General features: G+C 58.6%; 15 protein-coding genes. 10 read left to right on the forward strand and 5 right to left on the reverse strand.

Annotated elements, in window-relative coordinates:
- Positions 1–2: 2 nt before the first annotated feature.
- From cyoA to EKL15_RS07920, 3 genes are all read right to left on the reverse strand, one after another.
- Positions 3–953 carry a cytochrome o ubiquinol oxidase subunit II gene (gene cyoA, locus EKL15_RS07910; RefSeq protein WP_025301763.1) on the reverse strand — a complete coding sequence of 317 codons (951 nt, stop codon included), beginning with the start codon at positions 951–953 and terminating at the stop codon, positions 3–5.
- A gap of 440 nt (positions 954–1393) precedes the next feature.
- Complete coding sequence (gene ampG, locus EKL15_RS07915) at positions 1394–2872, reverse strand: muropeptide MFS transporter AmpG (protein WP_060423369.1); 1479 nt, start codon at positions 2870–2872, stop codon at positions 1394–1396.
- A 51-nt stretch (positions 2873–2923) separates the two neighbouring features.
- A complete protein-coding gene (locus tag EKL15_RS07920; protein ID WP_025160064.1) occupies positions 2924–3502 on the reverse strand; it encodes a lipoprotein in 579 nt (192 codons plus the stop codon).
- A gap of 314 nt (positions 3503–3816) precedes the next feature.
- On the opposite strand from EKL15_RS07920, the gene bolA reads away from it, so the two are divergent.
- From bolA to EKL15_RS07965, 9 genes are all read left to right on the forward strand, one after another.
- Positions 3817–4131: a transcriptional regulator BolA gene (gene bolA / locus EKL15_RS07925; RefSeq protein WP_004940361.1), complete on the forward strand. Its 315-nt coding sequence runs from the start codon at positions 3817–3819 to the stop codon at positions 4129–4131.
- Positions 4132–4498: 367 nt separating this feature from the next.
- Positions 4499–5803, forward strand: a complete 1305-nt coding sequence (tig, locus tag EKL15_RS07930) for a trigger factor (RefSeq protein WP_004940358.1) — start codon at positions 4499–4501, stop codon at positions 5801–5803.
- Positions 5804–6241: 438 nt separating this feature from the next.
- Positions 6242–6865, forward strand: a complete 624-nt coding sequence (gene clpP / locus EKL15_RS07935) for an ATP-dependent Clp endopeptidase proteolytic subunit ClpP (RefSeq protein WP_004940356.1) — start codon at positions 6242–6244, stop codon at positions 6863–6865.
- Positions 6866–7008: 143 nt separating this feature from the next.
- Complete coding sequence (clpX, locus tag EKL15_RS07940) at positions 7009–8280, forward strand: ATP-dependent protease ATP-binding subunit ClpX (RefSeq protein WP_004940354.1); 1272 nt, start codon at positions 7009–7011, stop codon at positions 8278–8280.
- 194 nt (positions 8281–8474) lie between these two features.
- The gene (gene lon, locus EKL15_RS07945; RefSeq protein ID WP_019454189.1) at positions 8475–10829 is read left to right on the forward strand and encodes an endopeptidase La; all 2355 of its coding nucleotides are present in this window, start codon (positions 8475–8477) and stop codon (positions 10827–10829) included.
- 216 nt (positions 10830–11045) lie between these two features.
- Positions 11046–11318: a nucleoid-associated protein HU-beta gene (gene hupB, locus EKL15_RS07950; protein ID WP_004940351.1), complete on the forward strand. Its 273-nt coding sequence runs from the start codon at positions 11046–11048 to the stop codon at positions 11316–11318.
- 178 nt (positions 11319–11496) lie between these two features.
- Positions 11497–13380, forward strand: coding sequence for a peptidylprolyl isomerase (ppiD, locus tag EKL15_RS07955; RefSeq protein WP_100396220.1), 1884 nt, complete (start codon positions 11497–11499; stop codon positions 13378–13380).
- Positions 13381–13518: 138 nt separating this feature from the next.
- The gene (locus EKL15_RS07960; RefSeq protein ID WP_049199890.1) at positions 13519–13899 is read left to right on the forward strand and encodes a helix-hairpin-helix domain-containing protein; all 381 of its coding nucleotides are present in this window, start codon (positions 13519–13521) and stop codon (positions 13897–13899) included.
- A gap of 154 nt (positions 13900–14053) precedes the next feature.
- Entirely contained in the window at positions 14054–14467 is a 414-nt protein-coding gene (locus EKL15_RS07965; protein WP_060423376.1) for a thioesterase family protein, read from the forward strand.
- A 35-nt stretch (positions 14468–14502) separates the two neighbouring features.
- Here the strand turns inward: EKL15_RS07965 and queC are convergent, their stop codons facing one another.
- Together queC and EKL15_RS07975 are read right to left on the reverse strand one after the other, a co-directional pair.
- Positions 14503–15201: a 7-cyano-7-deazaguanine synthase QueC gene (gene queC, locus EKL15_RS07970; protein WP_100396219.1), complete on the reverse strand. Its 699-nt coding sequence runs from the start codon at positions 15199–15201 to the stop codon at positions 14503–14505.
- Between the two features lie 114 nt (positions 15202–15315).
- Positions 15316–17031, reverse strand: a complete 1716-nt coding sequence (locus EKL15_RS07975) for an SgrR family transcriptional regulator (protein ID WP_100396218.1) — start codon at positions 17029–17031, stop codon at positions 15316–15318.
- A 104-nt stretch (positions 17032–17135) separates the two neighbouring features.
- Here EKL15_RS07975 and cof point away from each other — a divergent pair, with 104 nt between their 5' ends.
- Entirely contained in the window at positions 17136–17960 is an 825-nt protein-coding gene (gene cof / locus EKL15_RS07980; RefSeq protein ID WP_033647299.1) for an HMP-PP phosphatase, read from the forward strand.
- The last annotated feature ends 59 nt before the right edge of the window (positions 17961–18019 follow it).

Consider the following 18019-nt stretch of genomic DNA (forward strand, 5'->3'; position numbering starts at 1 on the left):
AGTTATTCCTCGGCTCCGGCGTGAGCAGCATGTTCACCCATGTCCATACCTTGGCTCATGTCCATGCCTTCGTGCGCGCCAGCGCCCTTGTGCATATCCATGTCGCCCATGAATTTGGCAATTGTTTCTTTGAACAAATTCGGTTTGACAGCGGCAAAGTACTCAACCGGGTTGTTTTCACTCGGCTCTGCCAGTTTGTTAAAGTCGTCGGTGGTGTTCAGGTTTTTAGACGATGCCTTCACCTTGGCCACCCACTGATCGAAGTCGCCTTCGGTCGGGGTAACGATCGCGGTGAATTTCATACCGGAGAAGCCTGCGCCGCTGTAGCTGCTGGAGATGCCCTTGTAGGCACCGGCTTCGTTGCCGATCAGGTGCAGTTTGGTCTGCATGCCGGCCATCGCATAAATCTGTCCACCCAACTGCGGGATAAAGAACGAGTTCATTACCGAGTTAGAGGTGATCTTGAATTCGACTGGAACATCTTTCGGGAAAGCCAGCTCATTAACAGTCGCAATGCCTTGTTCCGGGTAGATGAACAGCCATTTCCAGTCGAGCGACACCACTTCGATCGTCATCGGCTTCTTGTCGGTGACAATCGGCTTGAACGGGTCGAGTTCGTGGGTAGTCTTCCAGGTAATGGTGCCAAGGATGGCGATGATAATGATAGGAATGGTCCAGACGACCGCTTCGATCTTGTTGGAGTGGGCCCAGTTCGGACTGTACTTGGCGTCTTTGTTGGAAGCGCGATACTTCCAGGCAAAGGCGAACGCCATGAAGATAACTGGCACCACCACGATCAACATCAACGCGATTGCAGTGATAATCAGTGTCCGTTGCTCAACACCAATTGCTCCTTTGGGATTCATCAAAACCATATCGCAACCACTGAGCAATACAGTGGCTGCGATTAATGACAGCATCCCAATACTTTTATTGTATTTCTTAAGTCTCATCTAACGACCTCAATAACAAAGGCTCAATTGTCGTTTCATGTGTGCGGGCATTTTACGGGAAGGTTGCAGTACTGTAAACATGCTTAAGGGAGTGTCAGCGGCTTGTTGACACTTTCTGTTAAGGGGGTCACAGATGTAACCCTGCGTGACAATTTACCAATGACAACAACGCGTTGGCACGCTGAATCGTGACGAGCAGCCCGTATGTTAAGGAAAACTAAAGGTATGATGAATTTGGCGAAGAAATGCGCGGCGGGGAAATACGCAGAAAAGGTTTATTTAATGTAAAATAATTGTGTCTTAAAGGTGAATTTAATTTTATTTCCGAGTGCGGCAGTCGGATAAAAAAATAATTTCCGCGTCGATTATCTTTTTTTACCAAAATAAATATACCCGCGGATCGCTTTTTTTTCGGCCGGCGAAATCGCCGGCCGGTCAGATTATGCCAAACGGGTGCGGCGCAGGGCCAGGTAATCCAGCGCGCTGCCCATCGCGACGCCGAGCAGGCTCAGCGCGGCGCCGACCTGCAGCAGCCGATCGGCCAACAGCGGTGCCTGCGTCCAGTCCAGCGCATTGGCGATCAGCAACAGCAACCACAGGCCCAACAGCGAACAGCCCAGCGTCAGCAGGCGCAGCGCCCAGCGGTAAGATCCGGAAAACTCGGTGCGCGGCATAAAGTCGCCATGTTGCTGGGTGTGTTCCAGCGTCTGGCGGCAGATGCCGAGCAGCAGCAAGCCGGGCAGGGCTGCTGCGATAGAGAACAGGTAGAACAACGGCCAGCCGTGGGCTTCGACGAACCAGCCGGCGATCGGGCCGACATAGACGCGCCCCACGGCGGACAGCGCCGACAGCAGCGCGAACTGGGTGGCGGAGAACGAACGGTTGCACAGCGTCATCAGCAGCGCTACGAAGGCCGCGGTGCCCATGCCGCCGCACAGGTTTTCGAGGAAGATGGCGCTGCCCATGGTGAGCAGGCTCTTGTCGGTCACCGCCAGGATCCAATACCCGAGGTTGGAGACCGCCTGCAGGACGCCGAACAGCATCAGTGCGCGGAACAGGGTGAGACGCTGCATCAGCACGCCGCCGAACAGGGCGCCGACGATGGTGGCGAACAGGCCGAGCGTTTTGTTGACCAGCCCGACTTCACCGGCGTCGAACCCCACGCCGCGGATCAGGAACGTGGTGCTCAGGCTGCCGGCGAAGGCGTCGCCCATTTTGTACATCACGATCAGCAGCAGGATCAGCCAGGCGTTGTTGCGGCCGAAGAAATCACGCAGCGGCGCGACGACCGCCTGTTCCATGGTGCGCGGTGCCGGGATGCTTTCATCGGGCTCCGGCGCCATCAGCGTGGCGGCCACGCCGATCAGCATCAATCCGGCCATCAGCCAGTAGGTGGCCTGCCAGCCGAAATAGCGATCCGCCAGCCACAGCGCCAGGCCGCCGGAAACCAGCATCGCCAGCCGGTAGCCCAGCACCGAGATCGCCGCACCCGCCCCGCGCTCTTCGGCTTTCAGCAGGTCGGTTTTATAAGCGTCGAACACGATATCTTGCGAGGCGGAGCAGAACGCCACCAGCACCGCCAACGCCGCCAGCCACCACAGGTGCTGCGCGGGCTGCATGAAGCCCATCGCCACGATCGCCGCCACCAGCAGCAGCTGGCTGATCAGCAGCCAACCGCGCCGCCGCCCGAGAAACGGCGGGGTATAGCGGTCCATGAACGGCGACCAGAGGAATTTGAATACGTAGGCCTGGCCCACCAGCGAGAAAATGCCGATGGTCTTCAGATCGATGTTTTCGACGGTCATCCAGGCTTGCAGCGTGCCGGAGGTCAATGCCAGCGGCAGACCCGACGCGAAGCCCAGCAGCAGCAGAATGGCGGAGTTACGCTGGGTGAAGATGTTCAGATAGTGTTTCGACATGAGTTCCCTGTCTGCGCCGCCCGATCCGCCGGGCGGCGCAAGGCGCGTCGATTAGCGCGCGTTTTGCTTGATAAAGTCGTTGACGCTGGTGTCCTGCGCCATGTCGGCGATCACGTCGCCCAGCACGGAGTTGACGGCGTCGGTGATCTTCTCGTTGGTGGCCGTGAAGGCGCCCTGCACGTTATACGTCGAGCGGTAATTTTTCACCTGCTTGTTGCCGTTCTTCGCCTGGGCGATGATCGAGATGTCGGCTTTGGTGGTGATGTTGTAGCGCAGGTTACCTTCGGAAACGTCCGCGTACAGGTTATTGACGACGATCTGCAGCGCCACCGGGCCGTCGGCGCCGATCATGTAGCCGCGAGCGCCCATCTGTTTCTCCAGCACTTCCTGCAGCAGGAAACGCAGATCGCGCGATGGCGTCAGCGTGACCAGTTGGCCGTCGCGATTCACCTTGGCCAGCGCCTGATCGGTGCGCTGATCCGCGCCGTTGATGCTGATGGTGATGCCCTGCAGGGTAGGATCCTGCTGCGGCAGAACGATTTTCGGCGTGACGTTCAGGGTGTTGCTGCTGGTCGCGCAACCGGCCAGCAGCAGGGCGGCCAGCAAAGGAAGACAAAGTTTCTTTAACATGTTTTCTGTCTCATTCTCGATGGATTTAGCAATAATCAGAGCGGGATAGCCGACAACAAATTGCCGACATCATAGCATCGCCGCCGTGCGGTGGAAGCGCGGAAGGCGCCTGAGTGACAAATTTTTACCTGCCGTTGATAAAAACACGCTTTTTTGGCCCGCTCAATCGGATAATCCCCCAAGCGGCGGGGATGACGCTCATCATCTGACCGCAGAAAAGAGAAATTTGTCCCGGTGATGGTCTAAACGGGGGAAAACCGGCTAATATTGAACTAGATGGGCACGGTCCTCTGCCGGTGTTGTAAGGAGATCCTATGATTCGCGAGCAAATAGAAGCAAAGTTAAGGGCGGCGTTTGAGCCCGCGTATCTGGAAGTCGTTGATGAAAGCTATCGTCATAACGTTCCGGCGGGTTCAGAAAGTCATTTCAAAGTGGTATTGGTCAGCGATCGCTTCGTCGGCGAACGGTTTTTGACGCGTCACCGCTCTATCTACGGCGTACTGTCGGAGGAGCTGGCCGATGGCGTACACGCGCTGGCGCTGCACACCTATACGCTCAAAGAGTGGGAAGGATTGCAGGATACCGTGCCGGCCTCGCCGCCGTGCCGCGGTGCCGGGACGCTGGCCTGAGGGGGAAATTTTCAGGTATCAGTGGAACTTTGCCCTCGAATTAGGGTATTACTACTGACGAATTTTGAAACGGCCTGCGGGCCGTTTCTGTTTTTGACGACGACACGGCCGACGCGCAATATGGCCAACGTTCGGTCTGTTTTGGCGGCCTTTTGGCGATTGAATCGGCAAAAGTGTGAGTTTTAGCGCGCCTGCGCCGCCTAGCTTTCCTCGACTCGCCATGCATGCGCCGCTATAATGTCGCGTCTTATTTTTCCGGAATGGTTTCGGGACGCTTCTGTCATCAGGGAACTCGGTTCTTATTTGTAGCCGTCCTGGTTCTTGGAACGGAGTTGACCGAGCACTGTGATTTTTTTGAGGTAACAAGATGCAAGTTTCAGTAGAAACCACTCAAGGCCTTGGGCGCCGTCTCTCTATTACTGTACCGGCTGATACTATCAAGCAGGCGGTGAAGAAAGAGCTGATCAACGCAGCGAAAAGCGTGCGTATCGACGGCTTCCGCAAAGGCAAAGTGCCGATGAACATCGTGGAACAGCGTTACGGCGCCTCTGTTCGTCAGGACGTGCTGGGCGAAGCGATGCAGCGCAGCTTCGTTGACGCGATCATCAAAGAAAAGATTAATCCGGCCGGCGCACCAAACTACGTGCCGGGCGAGTACAAAGAAGGTGAAGACTTCACTTTCGCCGTTGAATTCGAAGTGTATCCAGAAGTTGAGCTGAAAGGCCTGGAAAACATCGAAGTTGAAAAACCAGTGGTTGAAGTGAACGACGAAGACGTCGACGCGATGCTGGACACTCTGCGCAAGCAGCAGGCGACCTGGAAAGAAACCGATCGCGCAGCGGAAGCTGAAGATCGCGTGACCGTTGACTTCACTGGTTCTATCGACGGTGAAGAGTTCGAAGGCGGCAAAGCGTCCGACTTCGTACTGGCAATGGGCCAGGGCCGCATGATCCCAGGCTTCGAAGAAGGCCTGGTCGGTCACAAAGCGGGCGAAGAGTTCTCCATCGACGTGAACTTCCCAGAAGATTACCACGCGGAAAACCTGAAGGGCAAAGCGGCCAAATTCGCTATCGTGCTGAAGAAAGTTGAAGAGCGCGAGCTGCCGGAACTGACCGAAGAGTTCATCAAGCGTTTCGGCGTGGCGGACGGTTCCGTTGCCGGCCTGCGCACCGAAGTTCGCAAGAACATGGAGCGCGAGCTGAAAGGCGCCGTGCGTAACCGCATCAAGTCTCAGGCGATCGACGGTCTGGTGAGCGCGAACGAAATCGACGTGCCTGCTGCCCTGATCGACGGCGAAATCGACGTACTGCGTCGCCAGGCTGCACAGCGTTTCGGCGGCAACGAGAAGCAAGCGCTGGAACTGCCACGCGAGCTGTTCGAAGAGCAAGCGAAACGCCGCGTAGTGGTTGGCCTGCTGCTGGGCGAAGTGATCAGCACCAACGATCTGAAAGCTGACGAAGACCGCGTGAAGACGCTGATCGAAGAAATGGCTTCTGCCTACGAAGATCCGAGCGAAGTCATCGAGTTCTACAGCAAAAACAAAGAGCTGATGAACAACATGCGCAACGTGGCTCTGGAAGAGCAAGCGGTTGAAGCCCTGCTGGCAAAAGCGAAAGTGACTGAAAAAGCCACTACCTTCAGCGAGCTGATGAACCAGACTCAACAGGCGTAATGCCGGCGTGCCGGGCGCGATGAACGGCGCCCCCGGTTTCGCCTGGCGAACCGGCGCACGATGAAAAAGCCCGCAACCTCAGGTTGCGGGCTTTTCTTTTTGCCACGTTGCTGATTAATCTCAGGTTAAGCGGGGCAATATGCACTATATTTACCCTGTTGCCTGGGGAACTGGCTGGCATGATAACGGTCAGAATAACGGCATCGTTTTCGGCGCGCGGAGAAAATCGGCCTCTGGGCTTGAAATCGCGCCGGGATCCCCCAATCTGTTAAGAATAATTCTGGGGCTGTTTGCCAAAGTGCGCGGGATGAAATAACCGTCGGGTACGTGTGGCGCGGGTCGAATGCTTGAGCATAGTCATCATGGCCGTTCTCAAGTAGAATCGGCGTATTAGGGTGACACCCTGGCCGCCAAGGCAATTTCTATTAGGAGACGGTAATGTCATACAGTGGCGAACGAGATCAATTTGCACCGAACATGGCGCTGGTGCCGATGGTGGTAGAGCAGACTTCACGCGGGGAGCGTTCTTACGACATCTATTCCCGCCTGCTGAAAGAGCGCATCATTTTCCTGACCGGCCAGGTGGAAGATCACATGGCCAACCTGATCGTGGCGCAAATGCTGTTCCTCGAAGCGGAAAGCCCGGAAAAAGACATTTACCTCTACATCAACTCGCCGGGTGGGGTAATTACCGCGGGCATGTCGATTTACGACACCATGAAGTTCATCAAGCCGGACGTCAGCACCATCTGTATGGGCCAGGCGTGCTCGATGGGCTCCTTCCTGCTGACCGCGGGTGCCAAAGGCAAACGTTTCTGCCTGCCTAACTCGCGCGTGATGATTCACCAGCCGCTGGGCGGCTACCAGGGCCAGGCGACGGACATCGAAATCCATGCGCGTGAAATCCTTAAGGTGAAAGCGCGCATGAACGAACTGATGGCCGAGCATACCGGCCAGCCGCTGGAGCAGATCGAGCGCGACACCGAGCGCGATCGCTTTATGACCGCGGAAGAAGCCGTGGAATACGGCCTGGTTGACGGCATTCTGACACACCGCAGCTAGAACCACGCGGCGCCGATGGACTATAGTAATCAGAGTGGGCAGGGGCTCGCTCTGTTGTGGCCCCTCGGCGTTCCCGATATGAGTTTGGGCGCACTGCCGCCGTGATTTTCCTGCGGGACAAGACTAAAGAAGAGGTTTGACTGATGACAGATAAGCGCAAAGACGGTTCAGGAAAGCTGCTGTACTGCTCTTTTTGCGGCAAAAGCCAGCATGAAGTGCGTAAGCTGATTGCCGGGCCGTCAGTGTATATCTGCGATGAATGTGTCGATCTGTGTAACGACATTATTCGCGAAGAGATTAAAGAAGTTGCCCCGCATCGTGAGCGCAGTGCGCTGCCGACGCCGCACGAAATTCGCCACCACCTGGATGACTACGTCATCGGCCAGGAGCAGGCGAAGAAAGTGCTGGCGGTTGCGGTGTACAACCACTACAAACGCCTGCGCAACGGCGATACCAGCAACGGTATCGAGTTGGGCAAGAGCAACATCTTGCTGATCGGCCCGACCGGCAGCGGTAAAACCCTGCTGGCGGAAACGCTGGCGCGCTTCCTGGACGTGCCGTTCACCATGGCCGACGCCACCACGCTGACCGAAGCCGGTTACGTGGGCGAGGACGTGGAAAATATTATCCAGAAGCTGTTGCAAAAATGTGACTATGACGTGCAGAAAGCGCAGCGCGGCATCGTTTATATCGATGAAATCGATAAGATTTCCCGCAAGTCCGATAACCCGTCGATCACGCGTGACGTCTCGGGTGAAGGCGTGCAGCAGGCGCTGCTGAAGCTGATTGAAGGCACCATCGCCGCGGTTCCGCCGCAGGGTGGGCGCAAGCATCCGCAACAGGAGTTCCTGCAGGTTGATACCTCCAAGATCCTGTTTATCTGCGGCGGCGCTTTCGCCGGCCTGGATAAGGTGATCGGTCAGCGCGTCAACACCGGCTCCGGCATCGGCTTCGGCGCGACCGTCAAGGGCGAGTCCGAGAAGGCGACCGAGGGCGAACTGCTGCTGCAGGCCGAACCGGAAGATTTGATCAAGTTCGGTCTGATCCCAGAGTTCATCGGCCGTCTGCCGGTGGTGGCGACCCTGAGCGAGCTGAGCGAAGATGCGCTGATTCAGATCCTGAAAGAGCCGAAGAACGCCCTGACCAAGCAGTATCAGGCGCTGTTCAATCTGGAAGGCGTGGAGCTGGAGTTCCGCGACGAAGCGCTGAACGCCATCGCCAAGAAAGCCATGGCGCGCAAAACCGGCGCCCGCGGCCTGCGTTCCATCGTGGAAGGCGCGCTGCTCGACACCATGTACGATCTGCCGTCGATGGACAGCGTAGACAAAGTGGTGATCGACGAGTCGGTCATCGCCGGCCAATCCAAGCCGCTGTTGATTTACGGCAAGCCGGAAGCTCAGGCATCTGGCGAATAATTAGCCAGTTAAACCAGAGCGTTATCAGCAAAATGGGGGATTTCATCCCCCATTTCTTTTTCCTGCATTCTTGCCGTTGAATGTAAGAGATTCATCCCCATATACTCATTAACCAGATTTTATGAAACGTTAGATGCTTGCGTCTCATGAGATTCCCCCTCAACCTGGCGGAAATTAAACTAAGAGAGAGCTCTATGAACCCTGAGCGTTCCGAACGCATTGAAATCCCCGTCCTGCCATTGCGCGACGTGGTGGTTTATCCGCACATGGTGATCCCGTTATTTGTTGGCCGGGAAAAATCGATTCGGTGCCTCGAAGCCGCAATGGATCACGATAAGAAGATCATGCTGGTGGCACAGAAAGAGGCCTCAACGGATGAACCTGGCATTAACGACTTGTTCTCGGTTGGCACCGTAGCGTCGATCCTGCAGATGTTGAAGCTGCCGGACGGCACGGTAAAAGTGCTGGTCGAGGGGCTGCAGCGCGCACGCATCACTACGCTGTCCGACAGCGGTGAGCATTTTGCCGCGCAGGCGGAATACCTTGAGTCGCCAGCGATCGACGAGCGCGAGCAGGAAGTGCTGGTGCGCACCGCGATCAATCAGTTTGAAGGCTATATCAAGCTGAACAAAAAAATCCCGCCGGAGGTGCTGACTTCACTGAACAGCATCGACGACGCCGCGCGCCTGGCGGACACCATCGCTGCTCATATGCCGCTGAAACTCAGCGACAAGCAGTCGGTGCTCGAGATGTCCGACATCACCGAGCGTCTGGAATACCTGATGGCGATGATGGAGTCGGAGATCGACCTGCTGCAGGTCGAGAAACGCATCCGCAACCGCGTCAAGAAGCAGATGGAGAAGAGCCAGCGCGAGTACTATCTGAATGAGCAGATGAAGGCGATTCAGAAAGAGCTGGGCGAGATGGACGACGCGCCGGACGAGCACGAAGCGCTGAAGCGCAAGATCGATGCGGCGAAGATGCCGAAAGAGGCGCGCGAGAAAACCGAAGCGGAACTGCAGAAGCTGAAGATGATGTCGCCGATGTCAGCGGAAGCGACCGTGGTGCGCGGCTACATCGACTGGATGCTGCAGGTGCCGTGGAATGCGCGCAGCAAGGTGAAAAAAGACCTGGTCAAGGCGCAGGAAGTGCTCGATACCGATCACTACGGCCTGGAGCGCGTCAAGGATCGCATCCTCGAGTACCTCGCGGTACAGAGCCGCGTCAGCAAAATCAAGGGGCCGATCCTGTGTTTGGTAGGGCCGCCGGGCGTGGGTAAAACCTCGCTGGGGCAGTCGATCGCCAAAGCGACCGGCCGCCAGTATGTGCGTATGGCGCTGGGCGGCGTGCGTGACGAAGCGGAAATCCGCGGTCACCGCCGTACCTACATCGGTTCGATGCCGGGCAAACTGATCCAGAAGATGGCCAAGGTTGGGGTGAAGAACCCGCTGTTCCTGCTGGATGAGATCGACAAGATGTCTTCCGACATGCGCGGCGATCCGGCCTCCGCTCTGCTGGAGGTGCTGGATCCGGAACAGAACGTGGCGTTCAACGACCACTACCTGGAAGTGGATTACGATCTGTCCGACGTAATGTTCGTCGCCACCTCGAACTCGATGAACATTCCTGCGCCGCTGCTGGACCGTATGGAAGTGATCCGCCTGTCGGGTTACACCGAGGACGAGAAGCTCAACATTGCCAAGCAGCACCTGCTGCCGAAGCAGCTTGAGCGCAACGCGCTGAAAAAAGGCGAGCTGACGGTCGACGACAGCGCCATCATCGGTATCATTCGCTTCTACACCCGCGAAGCCGGGGTGCGTAGCCTGGAGCGTGAAATCTCCAAGCTGTGCCGTAAAGCGGTGAAAACGCTGCTGATGGACAAGAAGCGCAAGCATATCGAGATCAACGGCGACAACCTGAAGGATTACCTGGGCGTGCAGCGCGTCGATTACGGCCGTGCGGATACCGAAAACCGCGTGGGCGAAGTCACCGGGCTGGCGTGGACGGAAGTGGGCGGCGATCTGCTGACCATCGAAACCGCCTGCGTGCCGGGCAAAGGCAAGCTGACCTACACCGGTTCTCTGGGTGAAGTGATGCAGGAATCGATTCAGGCGGCGCTGACCGTGGTGCGCGCGCGCGCGGAGAAATTGGGCATCAACGCCGATTTCTACGAGAAACGCGACATCCACGTGCACGTGCCGGAAGGGGCGACGCCGAAAGACGGCCCGAGCGCCGGTATCGCGATGTGCACCGCGCTGGTCTCCTGTCTGACCGGCAACCCAGTACGCGCCGATGTGGCGATGACCGGCGAGATCACGCTGCGCGGCCAGGTATTGCCGATCGGCGGCCTGAAAGAGAAGCTGCTGGCGGCGCATCGCGGCGGCATCAAAACCGTGCTGATCCCTTACGAGAACAAGCGCGATCTGGAAGAGATCCCGGACAATGTTATCGCCGATCTGGAGATTCATCCGGTGCAGCGAATCGATGAAGTTTTGAACATTGCGTTGCAAAACCCGGCCTTCGGCGCACTGCCGGTAGCGGCAAAATAGTGACGAATCGCAAAAACCATTGATAAAACTTATACTGGCAAGCCATTTCGGACTTGCCAGTATTTTTTTGTACCGCTAAGTTAGATCTCTGTCGGCCCGCGTTTTGCCACCCAGTCGGTGGCTTGCTAAGGTTCGATGGGATTGATATAACAGCTGCGCTGTCGCAACCGTAGGGATTTTTCGGTGCGACGATAGAATTCTAGAGGGGATGATAGAGTGAATAAGTCACAACTGATCGACAAGATTGCCGCAGGTGCTGATATTTCCAAAGCGGCAGCGGGACGTGCTTTAGACGCAGTAATCGCTTCCGTTACCGACTCTCTGAAAGCAGGGGATGACGTGGCTCTGGTAGGTTTCGGTTCCTTCACCGTGCGTGAACGTTCGGCTCGTACCGGCCGCAACCCGCAGACCGGTAAAGAGATCAAAATCGCGGCAGCCAAAGTACCGGCCTTCCGTGCAGGGAAAGCGCTGAAAGACGCTGTAAACTGATTTAGCGTCTAACCGTTTAGCGTAACAGGGTTTTGTAATAAACAATCACCTGACGCAGCGGTGCTGGTAAGGTAAGATACAAGGCGCATCGGACTGATGCGCTTTTTTTATTTTTGTCGCAGGGAACGCGCCTGCACAAGGGTTGTTAATCCACATCACAGCGGAGTGTTGTCACACTATGATGGACAATTTACGCGCGGCTGCTAATCACGTCGTGCTCAAAATCATCCTGGCCCTGATCATCCTGTCATTCGTTCTGACCGGGGTGGGTAACTACCTGATCGGCGGCTCCGGCGATTATGCTGCGAAAGTAAATGGTCAGACGATCGAACGCGCTCAGCTGGAACAGGCTTTCCAAAGCGAGCGTAGCCGCATGCAGCAGCAGCTGGGTGACCAGTTCTCCGCGCTGGCCGGCAACGAAGGCTACATGCAGCAGATGCGCCGTCAGGTGTTGTCCCAGTTGATCGACAACATGCTGCTCGACCAGTACGCCAAGAAGCTGGGCCTGGCGGTCAGCGACGATCAGATCAAGGATGCCATCCGCAAGGCGCCTTACTTCCAGACCAACGGCCAGTTCGATAACGCCAAATACCTCGACCTGATCGGCCGCATGGGCTACACCGCCGACAACTTCGCGCAGTCGATGCGCCAGCAGCTGGTCAATCAGCAGCTGATTCAGGCCTTCGGCGAGTCCGGCTTCGTGCTGCCGTCCGAATCGCAAGCCATGGCGGCGCTGGTGCTGCAGGAGCGCGACGTGCGCCTGGCGACCATCGATCTGAAGGCGCTGCAGGCGAAACAGAGCGCCGGTGACGACGAACTGAAGGCGTATTACGATCAGAACAAAAACAGCTTCATCGCACCAGAGCAGGTGAAGGTGAGCTATATCCCGCTGGACGCCGCGTCCATGCAGGACAAGGTGAAAGTGAGCGAAGAAGACATCAGCGCTTACTACGACCAGCACAAGAGCAGCTACGGCCAGCCGGAGCGTAAGAACTACAGCGTGATCCAGCTGAAAACCGAGGCGGAAGCCAACGCCGTGCTGGACGAGCTGAAGAAGGGCGCCGATTTCGCCACCCTGGCGAAAGAGAAATCCACCGATATCATCTCACGCCGTACCGGCGGCGAGCTGGGCTGGTTGGAGCCGGAAACCACCGCCGACGAGCTGAAGCAGGCTAACCTGACCGAGAAAGGGCAGCTGTCCGGCGTGGTGAAATCTTCCGTCGGCTTCCTGATCGTGCGTTTGAACGATATCGAACCTGAGAAAGTGAAGCCGCTGAGCGAAGTGCATGACGCCATCGCCAAGCAGGTGCAGCAGGAGAAAGCGGTAGACGCGTATTACGCGCTGCAGCAGAAGGTGAGCGAAGCGGCGACCAGCGACAACGAATCTCTGGCCTCGGCTGAAGAAGCGGCCGGCGTGAAAGCGGCGCAAAGCGACTGGTTCACTCGTGACAACATTCCTGCCGCGCTGAACTTCAAGCCGGTCGTGCAGGCGATCTTCGACGGCTCGCTGATCGGCGAGAACGGCGCGCCGGGCAGCAACTCCGACGTGATCACCGTAGATAGCGACCGCGCCTTCGTGGTGCGCGTGAGCGGCCATAAGCCGGAAGGTATCGAACCATTCGACCAGGTGAAAGACCGCGTGGCCGAGCTGGTGAAGCGCAACAAAGCGGTGCAGGAAGCGAAACTGCAGGGCGAGAAGCTGCTGGTTGAGCTGAAGCAGGGCAAGGGCGACGAGGCGATGAAAGCCGCCGGCCTGAGCTTTGGCGCCGTGCAGAAGATGGCGCGCGCGCCGGAAGACAGCCAGCTGGTGGAGAGCGTGTTCGCGCTGCCGCACCCGCAGGACGGCAAACCGGTGTACGGCATGTCGCAGGATCGCCAGGACAACGTGGTGCTGATCGCGCTCGATGCGGTGAAGCCAGGCACGCTGCCGGAAGACGAAATGAAAACCTTCGTCGGCAAGATGGAAGAGGGCGCGACCGGCGTTTCCTTCGATTCGCTGCTGGCGAGCCTGCGTAAAGAAGCCAAGATCAAAATGGGCGCCGCTGAGCAACAGCCTCAGTAATCGCCGCATTTTTCTGCAACGCAGTGCAACAAACAAAGGCCGCTTTCGCGGCCTTTTCCACATCTGATATCCGCCGATTGCTGAATATTCGCCGCCGCGGCAAGGTAGCCGTGCTGTCACACACAAGGAGGATACAGCATGCAACATACAGAGAAAAAAGCGTTATCAGGTTACCGTCATCACGTCAAAGCTGCGCTCACCGCGCTGCTTTTGTGCCTGGCGGGGCCGGCCGCCGCGGTGGATAAAGCCGAGGCGCCGGCACCCATGCTCTCAGCACCGGCGAGCAATGGTGGGCAATCGGTGATGACCAAGACAGCCGAGGAGGCGGCGGTCAGCATCAATCAGGCCACCGCCGAACAGCTGGCCGCCGCCTTGAGCGGCGTCGGTTTGAAGAAGGCGGAAGGCATCGTGCGCTACCGCGAGCAGAACGGGCCGTTCACCCAGGTTGAGCAGTTGCAGGAGGTGCCGGGCATCGGGCCGGCGCTGTTTGAGAAGAACCGCACCCGGCTGAAAATGTGATCCCGGTCGCGGCTGCGTGGCAAAATGCCGCTGAGGCCGTCACTCCTCTGCTACATTTTACAGGTCTTACCAGTTTGGCGCGTTGACCAAACGGGCGAGGGAGCCGCTGCGGCTCCCTCTTTCTGTAATCACCAGGCAGGAGCGATCGTTCCCTATGCAAACCTTTATCAAAGTTCGCGGTTATCACCTTGATGTTTACCAGCACGTTAACAACGCCCGCTATCTGGAGTTTCTGGAAGAGGCGCGCTGGGAATGGCTGGAGAACGAGGCCGGGTTCCGCTGGATGACGGAAAACAACATCGCTTTCATCGTGGTGAACATCAATATCAATTACCGCAGCCCGGCGGTATTGGGGGATAAGCTGCGTATCGACAGCCAGATGGTGCAGCTCAATGGCAAGAGCGGGGTGCTGAGCCAAAAGGTGACGCAGGATCCGGCGGGGACGCCGGTGGCTGACGCGCTGCTGACTTTCGTGTGCGTCGATCTGAAAACGCAGCGTGCGCTGCCGATCGAAGGAGAATTGCGCGAGCGCCTGGAGGCGCTCACGCCGAAGGATAATCTGCAGTAAGCTCACGGGCGGCAGAGGCTGCCGCCGTCACTGCCTCAGGCCAGAGCGGCCTTCTGTTTCAACGCCGCCATCACTTCCGCCTGGTTGGCGCGGTACTGCGTCAGGCCATTGGCGCGCAGGTTGCAGGCGGCACATTCGCCGCAGCCGTCACCCTTGATGCCGTTGTAGCAGGTCAGCGTATCCTGGCGCACGCGATCCAGCTGGTGGTAATAATCCGCCAGCGCCCAGGTCTCGGCCTTGTTCAGCCACATCAGCGGCGTTTCGAAGCGGATATCGCGGGCGATGCCCAGCGTCACCGCCTTGTTCAACGCTTTAACAAACTCGTCGCGGCAATCCGGATAGCCGGAGAAATCGGTTTCACACACGCCGGTGATCACCGCTTCCGCTTCCACCTGGTAGGCGTAGATCGCCGCCAGCGTCAGGAACAGGATGTTGCGGCCCGGCACGAAGGTGCTCGGCAGCGCATTTTTCTGATTGGGATCGTAGGCGGGAACCGGAATATTGTCGCGCGTCAGGCTGCTGACGGCCAGCTCATTGAGCAGCGTTACGTCCAGCACTTTGTGTGCCTTGGCGCCGAGGGCGACCGACAGCTCCTGAGCCACTTCAATCTCGGCGCGATGGCGCTGGCCGTAATCGAACGTGACGCAGTGAACTTCATCATACTGTTGCAATGCCTGGATCAAGCAGGTCGTGGAGTCTTGTCCACCGCTGAAAACGACAACCGCGCGCTTCATAAAATCACCTTTTTGGGCTTTGGCCTCTCCCGATACACATTCGGGCGGCAGGATAAAATTGCGTTGCGGCGACAATAGTAGCAGAAAGGGCCGCCAGGCGCAGGGCGGTTCGGCTCAGGCCGGTGCGCTGTCCACCGGCGGTGGCAGCCACGCCTGGCAAAAATCGAACCAGCCGTGGGCGGTTAGCGTGACGCCATGCATGCGCGGCGGCGCGCTGATCTGATACTGGTAGTGAAACAGCGGCGTGATGATGGCGGCGGCCATCAGCCGTTGATAATAAGCCTGCAGCTGTGCGAAGCGCGGTTGCTGCGCCTGCAGCTGCTGGATCTGTCGCAGCGTGTCCTGCTGCTGCTGCCAGCGGCTTTCCGTCAGGATACCGCGCCACAGCGTATCCTGCCGCAGCCAGCTCTCCAGCGTCGCCTCCGGCGCTTCACCGATCAGGTTGTCTGCCAGCAGCAGGTCGGCCTGGGCGATCTGCGCCTCGCTTTGCCAGCGTTTACCGGCGTAGTAACGCACCTCCAGCTCGCAGCCGTGCTGCGCCAGCAGCCGCTGCAGCGCGACCGTCACCGTTTCCAGCTCGACCGGCGGCCGATACAGCAGCGTCAGCCGGGCGGGCAGGGTGACATCTTCCTCAATCCGTTGGCTGGGAATACGCCAGCCGGGCAGCATTTCATGGCTGGGGGTGATCACGCTGTTGGGAATAGGTAGACGGCTCAGCAGGCCGGACTGCTGGATCAGCATCAGCAGCTTTTGCCCCTGGGCTTCGCTCAGCACGCCGTGGCGCAGGTTCAGCGCCAGATAACACCAGCCCAGGCTCATGCTGCGCTGCACCGGCCTGGCCTGCGCCAAATCGTCTTGCTGACCGATGGTGATGCGCACCGGATGCTGGCAACTGGTGTCGGCGCCGGCGGTGGGCAGGTCGGGGGTGATCCAGTACTCGATGGTGTCCAGATACGGGTGCTGCAGATGGTAACCGGCGTGCTGTTCCAGCCGCACTAGCTGCGGTTCATTCAGCGCCAGCTTGAACGGGCCGGCGCCGATGCCCGGCAACTCCGGGTGGGTCATCAGGCAAGGCAGCTCCGCCAGCCGGTGAGCCAGCCAATAGTCCGCCAGGTGCAGATCGAACTGGATGCACAGCGGATGCGGCAGGCTGATGTGCGCGACGTTGGCCAGGCTGGGTTGGCTGCGCGGGTGGCGCTGCAGTTTTTCCAGCGTTTGCAGCAGCTGTTGGCCGGTCAGCGGTTCACCGTTATGCCAGCGCAGCTGACTGCGCAGAAAGAAGCGCCAGCGCAGGCCGTGCTCGCCAATCTGCCAGTGGTGCGCCAGATCGGGCTGCGGTTCCGGGTTACCGGTCATCAGGCGCGTCAGCCCGGCGTGCAGGGTCGATACCAGATGTTGCTCGGCGCGGCCGGTCAGCGTGAGTGGGTCGAGCGCTTCCAGCGTGCGGTAATAGGGAATGCGCAGCGTCGGGCTGCCGGCCTGCCATTGCCCGCCGAGGTGCGGGCTGAGCAGATCCTGCAGGTGCTGCGGATCGAGCTGCGCCATCTCCAGCGCCCCCTGATGGTTGCCCTGTTGCAGCAGCTGTTGCAGCAGCTGCGCGCGCAGTTCATCCGGGGTTTTCAGGCAATGCAGGCGGGCGCGTTTGCCGCGGCCGGGCTGCGAATGCCAGCTCAGCCAGCCCTGATCCTGCAGCTGTTGCACCAGCGTGCGGGCGTGCCGTTCGCTGCAGTAGAACATCGCCGCCAGCTCGCCGATGGTCACGGCGACCGGCGCGCTGCCGAGCTGTTGGTACAGGCGTTGATATTGGCTGAGACGGTGAACCAGGCGCATGGGCAGAAATCCGGAACAGTTTTCTCAAATTGTTCACTATTACTTCCGCAAATACCATCCCATACTGCACGGATTGTAATCGCGTTCACATTCAAGAGGTCTTTATGTATCGCCTGGCAGCTTTCGATATGGACGGCACGCTGTTGATGCCGGATCACCGGGTTGGCCCGGAAACGCTGGCGGTGCTGAACCAGCTGGTGGAGCGGGAAATGGTGGTGACGTTCGCCACCGGGCGGCACTACCTCGACGCGCAGCCGATCATGGCGCAGCTGGGGCTGCAGGGTTACCTGATCACCGGCAACGGCACGCGAGTGTATGACAACCGCGGCCAACAGCTGCACGCCACCGATTTGCCGGCGGCGGTCGCCGAAGAGGTGCTGCATCATCATTGGCGCACCCGCGCCAGCATGCATGTGTTCCGCGATGAAGGTTGGCTGACCGAGTTTCCCGTGCCGGAAGAGATGCTGCGGGCGCACCACCTGAGCGGCTTTCGTTTTCAGCTGGCTGACGTGCGCCGCCTGCCGGCGTTCGGCAACAGCAAGGTGTGCTTTGTCGCGCCGCACGAGGAGCTGCTGGCGTTGCAGGTGCAGCTGCGGGCACAGCTGGGCGACGAGGCAGACCTGTGCTTTTCCGCTTACGACTGTCTGGAAGTGCTGCCGCTCGGTTGCAACAAAGGCACGGCGCTGGACCGGCTGAGCCGCCATCTGGGGCTGACGATGGCCGACTGCATGGCGTTCGGCGACGCGATGAACGACAAAGAGATGCTGGGGGCGGTGGGGCACGGCGTGGTGATGGGCAACGCCCTGCCGCAGCTGAAATCCCTGCTGCCGCAGCTACCGGTTATCGGCCATTGCCAGCAACAGGCGGTGGCCCACTATTTACAACATTGGCTGCGTTCACCTTGCCTCACCTATTCCCCCGAAGAATGAGGTTCTCCTTACAGCCGGCCGGGTATGACTACCCGGCTTTTTTTTATCCGGAGCCTGGC

Origin of the sequence: Serratia sp. 4542 (genome assembly GCF_016805595.1) — a bacterium.
GTDB lineage: Bacteria > Pseudomonadota > Gammaproteobacteria > Enterobacterales > Enterobacteriaceae > Serratia > Serratia nevei.

Excerpts from the sequence above, each read along its gene's own strand:
- clpP (WP_004940356.1), top strand. The coding sequence starts at position 6,242 with ATGTCATACAGTGGCGAACGAGATCAATTTGCACCGAACATGGCGCTG.
- bolA (WP_004940361.1), top strand. The coding sequence starts at position 3,817 with ATGATTCGCGAGCAAATAGAAGCAAAGTTAAGGGCGGCGTTTGAGCCC.
- queC (WP_100396219.1), bottom strand. The coding sequence starts at position 15,201 with ATGAAGCGCGCGGTTGTCGTTTTCAGCGGTGGACAAGACTCCACGACC.
- cof (WP_033647299.1), top strand. The coding sequence starts at position 17,136 with ATGTATCGCCTGGCAGCTTTCGATATGGACGGCACGCTGTTGATGCCG.
- ppiD (WP_100396220.1), top strand. The coding sequence starts at position 11,497 with ATGATGGACAATTTACGCGCGGCTGCTAATCACGTCGTGCTCAAAATC.
- EKL15_RS07960 (WP_049199890.1), top strand. The coding sequence starts at position 13,519 with ATGCAACATACAGAGAAAAAAGCGTTATCAGGTTACCGTCATCACGTC.
- EKL15_RS07975 (WP_100396218.1), bottom strand. The coding sequence starts at position 17,031 with ATGCGCCTGGTTCACCGTCTCAGCCAATATCAACGCCTGTACCAACAG.
- clpX (WP_004940354.1), top strand. The coding sequence starts at position 7,009 with ATGACAGATAAGCGCAAAGACGGTTCAGGAAAGCTGCTGTACTGCTCT.
- tig (WP_004940358.1), top strand. The coding sequence starts at position 4,499 with ATGCAAGTTTCAGTAGAAACCACTCAAGGCCTTGGGCGCCGTCTCTCT.
- lon (WP_019454189.1), top strand. The coding sequence starts at position 8,475 with ATGAACCCTGAGCGTTCCGAACGCATTGAAATCCCCGTCCTGCCATTG.
- ampG (WP_060423369.1), bottom strand. The coding sequence starts at position 2,872 with ATGTCGAAACACTATCTGAACATCTTCACCCAGCGTAACTCCGCCATT.
- EKL15_RS07920 (WP_025160064.1), bottom strand. The coding sequence starts at position 3,502 with ATGTTAAAGAAACTTTGTCTTCCTTTGCTGGCCGCCCTGCTGCTGGCC.
- cyoA (WP_025301763.1), bottom strand. The coding sequence starts at position 953 with ATGAGACTTAAGAAATACAATAAAAGTATTGGGATGCTGTCATTAATC.
- EKL15_RS07965 (WP_060423376.1), top strand. The coding sequence starts at position 14,054 with ATGCAAACCTTTATCAAAGTTCGCGGTTATCACCTTGATGTTTACCAG.